This window comes from Kocuria massiliensis, assembly GCF_900169715.1.
GTDB lineage: Bacteria > Actinomycetota > Actinomycetes > Actinomycetales > Micrococcaceae > Rothia > Rothia massiliensis.
The window spans coordinates 265,211-272,588 of sequence record NZ_LT835159.1 but is presented as its reverse complement, the minus strand read 5'-3'; the positions used below and the strand labels follow the sequence as shown (position 1 = coordinate 272,588).

Genomic DNA, 7,378 nt, shown 5'->3' with positions numbered 1-7,378 from the left:
GGGCGACCCCGACGTCGCCCGGGCCACATGCCGCTCCGCCGCCGACAACGGCGTGGCCGTGGGCGCGCACGTCGCCTACCCCGACCTTCAAGGCTTCGGACGCCGCGTCATGGACATGGCACACGACGAGCTCGTCAATGCCGTGATCTACCAGATCGGGGCGCTCCAGGCCTTGGCGCTGGCATCGGGAACGCGGGTTTCCTACGTCAAGCCGCACGGCGCGTTGTACAACAGGATCGCCAAGGACCCGGCGCAGGCGGCTGCGGTTGCGGAAGGCATCGCGACCGTCGATCCCACCCTGCCGATCCTGGTGCTCCCGAATTCCGAAATCGCCGAGGCGGCAACCCGTGCGGGTCTGCGTCCCGTCCCCGAAATCTTCGCGGATCGGGGTTACACGCCGGAAGGCGCGCTGGTTTCGCGCCGGGAACCGGGCGCCGTGATTCACGACGCCCAGGAGATCGCGGCCCGCGTGGTGCGAATGGTGACCGAAGGAAAAGTCACCGCGGTGGACGGCACGGACGTGTCCGTGGACGCCGAGAGCGTGTGCGTGCACGGAGATACACCCGGCGCCGTCGAGATCGCCCGGTCCGTGCGCGAGGCCCTGGACGACGCCGGTGTTGAGGTGCGCAGCTTCACGCGCTGACGGACACGGCCGGGGTACCGCACCCCGGCCCCGACGTCACCGCCCGACCTACACGCTACGCCGAGGCGAGAACTCGCTCGTCGGTGACGTTCCGCTTCCGCCAAGCGCCGATGATCCACATCCAGATGAAGAGGAACAGGCAGATGATGGGGATCGCGGAAACCACCAACGGAATGGTCGTGATGTAGTCCAGGTATTCCGAGGAACCATACAGGGCAATGCCGATCCACATCGGAGAGATATACAGCCCAATGGCAGCGACCCATGCCAGGGTCAGGGCGACGCGGCGTCGAAGGCCCGGCCGAGAGAACAACCACGGCACGGCGTCCACGCAAATGGCGGCGAAGATCAGCGGGTACCACGTGTTGTGGTGGGACCACGAGATCGGCGAGATCGCGAGCATCACGAAGGCGTTCAACGAGACGATGGACAGCTTCATGCCGCGCCGATCGAGGGACGGGATCACCGCGGCTACGCCCACGATCAGCGTCACGATCAGCACATACATGACCACCTTGAGCACCGAACCGGTAAGGCCGATGTGCATGAGCCATCCCTGGATCGAAATATTGTCCAGGTAGTTAATATTGCCCACGCGCGATGGATCAGACACCGCGTGGAACCAAAATTCCTTGGCCTGGTGCGGCAAGAAAATCACGCCCGCCAGGATGGTGCCCGCGAACGACGCCGCCAAAGTCGCCAATCCCTTGATGTCCTTGCGCATGAGCATCACCAAGCCGAAGGCCAAGGGCGTGAGCTTGATACCGGCGGCGATGCCAATCAGCAGTCCCCGAGGGACCTTAGTGGCCGGCCGCAGAAGATCCGCCAAAATCAGCAACATGATGAGCGGGTTGATCTGCACCAGGCCCAGGCCTCGGCGCCACGGTCCGGAGAGACAAATGAGGGCGGCGAGCAGCGCGATAGTGGTCGTCCGGCCCAACTTGTCCTGGAACGGAATCGTGCGGCCTCGGTGATTCACGTAATCGTAAATGATTGCGGCAAACCACCAGGCCACGGCCATCGAAAAGATCACCATGATCGCGACGCCCACCTTGACCGGCAGGAACGCGAAAGGCAGGAACAGGATGGCCGCGAACGGCGGATACGTGAACGGGAGGTACGAGGTCTCGGTCAGGGGAACGAGGTGCAGGTCGTACAGCGACTTCTGCATACCGTCATTGCCAAAGAGCGTTGTCGCGCCGGCGCGATACACGGTGAAGTCGAGCCCGCCGGTGGTCATCGCGTACCAAAATTGCCCGCCGAGAACGATCGCGACAATCACCCACGCACAAACCTTCCACGGAAGTGACGTCTCACGCGGCTTCATGGCAGGGGAAGACATAGTTGCGGCCTCTCGAGACATCAGCGCTCGTCGGTCCTCTCATGTGCAACGTGCTCGGAGGCGTCGGCATCCGCGGCGGCCGATCCGCCCTCGGATGCGTGTGATCCGGAAGCACCCGATTTCGAGGTGGCGACCAGATGAGTTGGGCCTGAACCCGCCCGGCGGCGGCGTCGGCGTTTTGCGGGCTGAGCGACGGCGTCTTCAGAAGCTCCTTCAGCGGCGGCCTCCTCCTCGGTGGCTTTGGCCTTCTTCGGCATGGCCGCGATCCGCAAGGCGGTCTCCACGATGAGGACCAGCAGGAAGACGTAGTACATGATCAGCGACGGGTACAGGGCCCAAATGGTCCCGACCATTCCGATCACGGTGGCCACGAGGCCCAACACGCCGATCACGGCGAGAATCATGTGCGCAACGTAAAAACGCTCCGAATCCTTATTTCGCCACGCCAAATAGATGGACATGAGCCCAAAGAGGATCGGGAAAAATACCTGCCCAGAGACCGCCATGGAGTCGCCCCGCCAGTGATAGACGCCCATCGCTTGAATAATCGCGGCGGCGGCCAGGGCCAGGGAAGCAGGCAGAGATTTCATGGCGGCCAGTCTACCGGCCTCAGGCTGTGATGAAGTACGTGAGGGCGGCGATCACAAACACGGTTCCCGCCAGTAAAGCGCAAGCCAACTCGATGAGCATGCCGGTTCCGGCGGCCTTGAGGGCCGCAACGGAGGACGACACCGCCGAGTCGAGGTCGCGTTGCCGATACAGCTCCGACGCGAAAAGACCCACCACAAATCCGACGAGCAAGCCGAGCACCGGGATGACAAACATGCCGATCACCGCGCACACCGCGGCGATCAGCAAGGAACGGTTGGGAATGTGCTGTTGTTTCATGGTGCGACCCGTTAAAAACAAGGAAGCGCTCAGACCGATGAGAGCCAAGCCGCCGCCCGCACCGAGAACCCACCACCCTTCCGGTGCCCGCACGGTCAGTGACCACACGAGGGTAGCGATGATCACCAGAAGGGATCCTGGCAGGATCGGGACGATGATGCCGAGCACCCCAACCCCGATGAGCAGGGCGGCGATGACGGTCGCAATGATGGCGGGAAGCATAAGTCGAGTCTACGGACTCTGGCGGTGCACTCCGAAGAGGTGATCGGTGTGCTGATTCCCGAACACAGCGTCGGGATCGATGCGGCGTCGCACCTCACGAAATTCCTCGAAGCGCGGGTACACCGCAGAGAGCTCTTCGTGGCCCAAAGTATGGCGTTTACCCCAGTGGGGACGGCCTTCATGAGCCCGCAGGATCGGCTCGATGCCGTGGAAGAGCTCGAAAGGGTCATCCTTGACGAAGCGATGGATCGCCACGTACATGGTCTCCCGGCCGGAGGCGGTCGAGAGGGGGACGTCGTCGGCGGCGGCTACCCGGGCCTCCACGGGGAAGGTCACCGGAATATCGTGAGCATCGAGGAAGCTCCGGATCTCGCGAAGAGCCTCGGGGCCGGCCTCGAAGGGGAGCGCATATTCCATCTCATTGAAGCGCACGCGCCGTGAGGTCACGAACACCTCGTGTGCCACGGCCCGATAGGCGCGATCGGACATAGCCTTGACCGCCGTCTTGGCCATCGGCGCGACGGTGCGGGGGAAGCGCGAACCCACCTCGCACAGGGCCCGCAATCCGACGTTTTGAACGAGTTCGTCATTGATCAGGTGCATCCATGCCGGTTGTTCTCGCACGGACGCCAGATGCTCGGGGCCCGCTTCCCCCAGTGCGACGCGGGTGTTGGTCTTGACCATGGCGAAATCCGTGTGAGGGAACCAGAAGAATTCGACGTGGTCATGCTCGCGTACGCGATGGTCGAAACCGTCCAGCACCTCTTCCAGAGACTCCCCCGTTTCCTCCGCGATGAGGTCAAAGGAAGGAACACACTGAATTTCAACCTCGAGGATCATCCCGAGGACGCCGACCGAAACACGCGCGTGGTCAAAAAGTTCCGGATGTTCGGTCTCGGAGAGGCGAAGGATTTCGCCGGTGGCGGTCAGGATCGTCAGGCCTGTGACGACGCCGCCCAAGCCGGTGAATCCGAGGCCGGTTCCGTGGGTGCCGGTGGATAAGGCACCGGCGAGGGACTGCGGATTGACGTCCCCTTGATTGGGCAGGGCCAGGCCGTACGGCTGGAGCAAGTCGGGGATGTCCCGCAATCGCGTCCCTGCCAAAAATCGCGCCCGATAATGCACCGGGTCGACGTCGATCACGCCGCTGAGCCGATCCAGGCTGACCACGTGGTCCGAGCCGAGAGCAACAGGCGTGAAGGAATGGCCGGCTCCGATCACGCGAATGCGTTCTCCCTGCTCAGCGGCCCGTTGGACCAGGCCTTGGGCCTGCGAAAACGTTTCTGGCTTCCAAAGATGGCGCGGAGTTGCGGACTCAATTCCGGACCAGTTACTCAGCGTCGTCATCAGAAGGCCCATCCTCTTCCTCGATAGGTGGACCAGGTGTCCACCACCTGGCCGTTGGATACCACCAGATACTCATTGAGATGCTCCGCGGGCTCACCCGCCTTGGCGTGCCGCAGATAGACCAGGTCACCAAGGCTCAGTAAGTCGGCTCCCGGGCCGTGCAATGGCGTTTGGACTTCGCCGGGCCCTTCCGTGGGTGAATAGCTCAGCCCCTCGGGCCAGTCCACGGTAGGCAGTCGGTCCCGACCCGCCGGCCCGGACGCAACCCAGCCACCCTGAAAGAGGGTGACCCAGCCCGGTGCGGGACGACGAACCACCGGTGTGGCGATGAACGCCGCGGGGCGGTGCCGAAAACTCGTGTACCCGTCGAAGAGACCGGGCGAGAGAAATCCCGAGCCCACGGCGACCTCCGTGAGCGTGCCCTCAGCGGCGCTGCTCTCGAGGGAACCGGTGCCGCCACCGTTGACGAATTCGAGCTCATGATCCTGGCGAATCGCGTCAATGACCTTAGTCCGCCGCTGCTTGAGTTCGGCCCGGGAAATGCGCTGCATGACCCGGGTCGCCCACGCTTTGGGGCTGTATCCCGCGTCCGCTTGCCCGGCGATCTGACCCTCGTAGGACATGATGCCCACGAGCTTGAAATGGGGGCGCTGGGCGATCTGGTGTGCGACGTCGACCGCTTGTTCGGGGGTCCGGATGGGTGAACGTCGGGCCCCCACATGGATCGTGTCCGAAAAGACCTTCTCCAACACCCGGAGGGAGGCGTCCACATCCAGGCACAAGCGCACCGGCGGTCGAGGCACATCCGAGGCCGAGTGGTCTACGGTTCCTTCGTGGAGGTACTTCTCCACATAGTCGAGATGGTCAGGCGAATCGACCATCACCGTGATGTTTTCCCGGTGCTTTGCGCTGCGCGCCAGCCTCCGCAAGCCGGGTCGATTCGTGGTCGGATACCCGACGAGGATGTCGTGGAAACCCTCCTCCGAGAGGGCCAATGCCTCTTGCAGGGAATAGGCCATGATGCCGTGGATCGAGTCGTGAGACAGGACGTGCCGGAGGGCCTCGGGAACTCGCACGGACTTCGTGGCCACACGGATTCGCACCCCGTGCGAACGTTCCTTGAGGGCCGCCACGTTGACGTCTAGAGCGTCGCGATCGATCACGCCGACGGGGCCATCCATCCCTTCCAGGGCCCGGCGTATCGAGAGCGAAACCATCATCATCCTTAGTCATCGACAAAAGTGTGTTGCATCACATCCTAGGCGAAATCTGCCAGACTGGAGGCATGAGCGCCCAGCACGAGCATTCCACCGGAACCACGTCCATCTTGCCCCGGCGACTAGGCGATTTCCTCACTGAGAACCTCGCGGACGACGTCGTGGGCACCGGCGACGCGCTGGAGATCACCGCCCCGGCGCTGTCGATTCGGCTAGCCTCACTTCCTTCGGCAACCGCCGCGGACGTCCGACGAGCCGCCGCACACGCCCGCGACGCCCAAGAAGGCTGGGCCCGCCGTCCAGTCCGGGAGCGCGCGGCGATACTGCTTCGATTACACGATGAGATTCGCCGCAACGAGGCGTTGATTCTGGACGTGATCCAGGCTGAAACCGGAAAATCCCGACTCCACGCTTACGACGAGATCCTGGATGCCTATAACGTCTGCCGCTTTGTGGGTCGTTCCGCCGAAGACGCGTTGGCGCGGGAGCGACGTCGTGGTGCCTTGCCGATGCTGACCAGCACGAGCGTGGATCACCTGCCGATGGGGCTGGTTGGATTCATCACGCCGTGGAATTACCCCGTATCCCTGGGCGCGACGGACCTTCTCGCGGCCTTGGTGGCCGGCAACGCCGTGGTCCACAAACCGGATTCCCAGACCGTTCTCTCCGCGATTCTCTTGCGCCGGCTCGCGATGTCGGCGGGTCTCCCCTCCGCCGTCTGGCAACTGGTTCCGGGACCGGTTGACGAGGTAGGCGATGAGCTCCTCGACTCCGTGGATGGCATCTCTTTCACGGGTTCGACGGCGGCCGGGCGCGGGATCGCGGCGTCGGCTGGCCATGCCTTGAAGCCCGCAACCCTGGAATTGGGCGGCAAGAATCCCATGATCGTTTGCTCGGACGCTTCCCTGGATGCGGCCGTCGACGGCGCCATTCGCGGCTGTTTCTCCTCAACCGGCCAACTCTGCCTCTCCATCGAGAGGATCTACGTGGCCGAATCCCTCTACGAAACCTTCTGCGAGCGCTTTGCCCGTGCGACGGCGGAACTTCGGCTGGGGTTCTCATTCGATCACGGGCATGGCGTCGGCAGCCTGATCTCCGCGAACCACCTCCAGCGGGTTCGCACCGCGGTGGACGACGCCGTGGGGATGGGTGCCCGCGTGCTCACCGGCGGCTCCGCCCGCCCTGACCTGGGCCCGTGCTTTTTCGAGCCCACGGTGCTCACAGACGTCCCCTCGTCGGCTCGGCTTACACGCGAAGAAACCTTCGGCCCCGTCGTCGCCGTGTACTCGGTGGCGAGTGATGACGACGCCGTCGACGCCGCAAATGACACCCCCTACGGTTTGAACGCGAGCGTTTATTCCGGGGATAGGGCCCACGGATTGGCCGTCGCTCGACGTCTCGAGGCGGGCATGGTCAACGTCAACGAGGCGTTCGCCGCCGCCTGGGGTTCCGTAGCTGCCCCCTCCGGCGGATTGAAAGCCTCGGGCCTCGGCCACCGCCACGGCCGCGAGGGCATCCGCGAATTCACTCGTTCCCGCACCGTGGCCCATCAATCTTTCCTGCCCATCGCGCCCTCGGGCAGGCTCACCCCGGATCGATTCCAAAGAATCTTCACGGGAGCACTGGCCGCCATGAAGGCCGCCCGACTCCGATAGGAAAAGCGTTCACGCTCATCACATGCGGGTGACGCGCCTCATGACGTCGTCGGTCCGTCCCTTC

7 protein-coding genes are annotated in these 7,378 nt (G+C 63.8%); 2 read left to right on the top strand and 5 right to left on the bottom strand.

The window, feature by feature from the left end; all coding sequences use genetic code 11:
- Positions 1-643, top strand: a 643-nt coding sequence (locus tag B9Y51_RS01515) for a LamB/YcsF family protein (RefSeq protein ID WP_085528554.1), incomplete at its 5' end; no start/stop codon positions are given.
- Positions 644-698: 55 nt separating this feature from the next.
- Here the strand turns inward: B9Y51_RS01515 and B9Y51_RS01510 are convergent.
- The 5 genes from B9Y51_RS01510 to B9Y51_RS01490 are packed head-to-tail and all read right to left on the bottom strand — an operon-like array spanning position 699 to position 5,665.
- A complete protein-coding gene (locus B9Y51_RS01510; RefSeq protein ID WP_143467947.1) occupies positions 699-1,985 on the bottom strand; it encodes a glycosyltransferase 87 family protein in 1,287 nt (428 codons plus the stop codon).
- Positions 1,986-2,005: 20 nt separating this feature from the next.
- The gene (locus B9Y51_RS01505) at positions 2,006-2,575 is read right to left on the bottom strand and encodes a hypothetical protein (RefSeq protein ID WP_085528552.1); all 570 of its coding nucleotides are present in this window, start codon (positions 2,573-2,575) and stop codon (positions 2,006-2,008) included.
- A 19-nt stretch (positions 2,576-2,594) separates the two neighbouring features.
- Positions 2,595-3,095 carry a DUF456 domain-containing protein gene (locus tag B9Y51_RS01500; RefSeq protein ID WP_085528551.1) on the bottom strand — a complete coding sequence of 167 codons (501 nt, stop codon included), beginning with the start codon at positions 3,093-3,095 and terminating at the stop codon, positions 2,595-2,597.
- 9 nt (positions 3,096-3,104) lie between these two features.
- Positions 3,105-4,442: a D-arabinono-1,4-lactone oxidase gene (locus B9Y51_RS01495; protein ID WP_158088228.1), complete on the bottom strand. Its 1,338-nt coding sequence runs from the start codon at positions 4,440-4,442 to the stop codon at positions 3,105-3,107.
- On the bottom strand, positions 4,442-5,665 hold the full coding sequence (locus B9Y51_RS01490) for an amino acid deaminase/aldolase (protein WP_065424297.1): 1,224 nt from the start codon (positions 5,663-5,665) through the stop codon (positions 4,442-4,444). The genes B9Y51_RS01495 and B9Y51_RS01490 overlap by 1 nt, the downstream gene beginning before the upstream one ends.
- Before the next feature lie 62 nt (positions 5,666-5,727).
- On the opposite strand from B9Y51_RS01490, the gene B9Y51_RS01485 reads away from it, so the two are divergent.
- Entirely contained in the window at positions 5,728-7,314 is a 1,587-nt protein-coding gene (locus B9Y51_RS01485; protein ID WP_085528549.1) for a succinic semialdehyde dehydrogenase, read from the top strand.
- Positions 7,315-7,378: the final 64 nt, after the last annotated feature.

Coding starts and splice junctions, on each gene's coding strand:
- B9Y51_RS01510 (WP_143467947.1), bottom strand. CDS start 1,985: ATGTCTTCCCCTGCCATGAAGCCGCGTGAGACGTCACTTCCGTGGAAG.
- B9Y51_RS01505 (WP_085528552.1), bottom strand. CDS start 2,575: ATGAAATCTCTGCCTGCTTCCCTGGCCCTGGCCGCCGCCGCGATTATT.
- B9Y51_RS01500 (WP_085528551.1), bottom strand. CDS start 3,095: ATGCTTCCCGCCATCATTGCGACCGTCATCGCCGCCCTGCTCATCGGG.
- B9Y51_RS01495 (WP_158088228.1), bottom strand. CDS start 4,442: ATGACGACGCTGAGTAACTGGTCCGGAATTGAGTCCGCAACTCCGCGC.
- B9Y51_RS01490 (WP_065424297.1), bottom strand. CDS start 5,665: ATGATGATGGTTTCGCTCTCGATACGCCGGGCCCTGGAAGGGATGGAT.
- B9Y51_RS01485 (WP_085528549.1), top strand. CDS start 5,728: ATGAGCGCCCAGCACGAGCATTCCACCGGAACCACGTCCATCTTGCCC.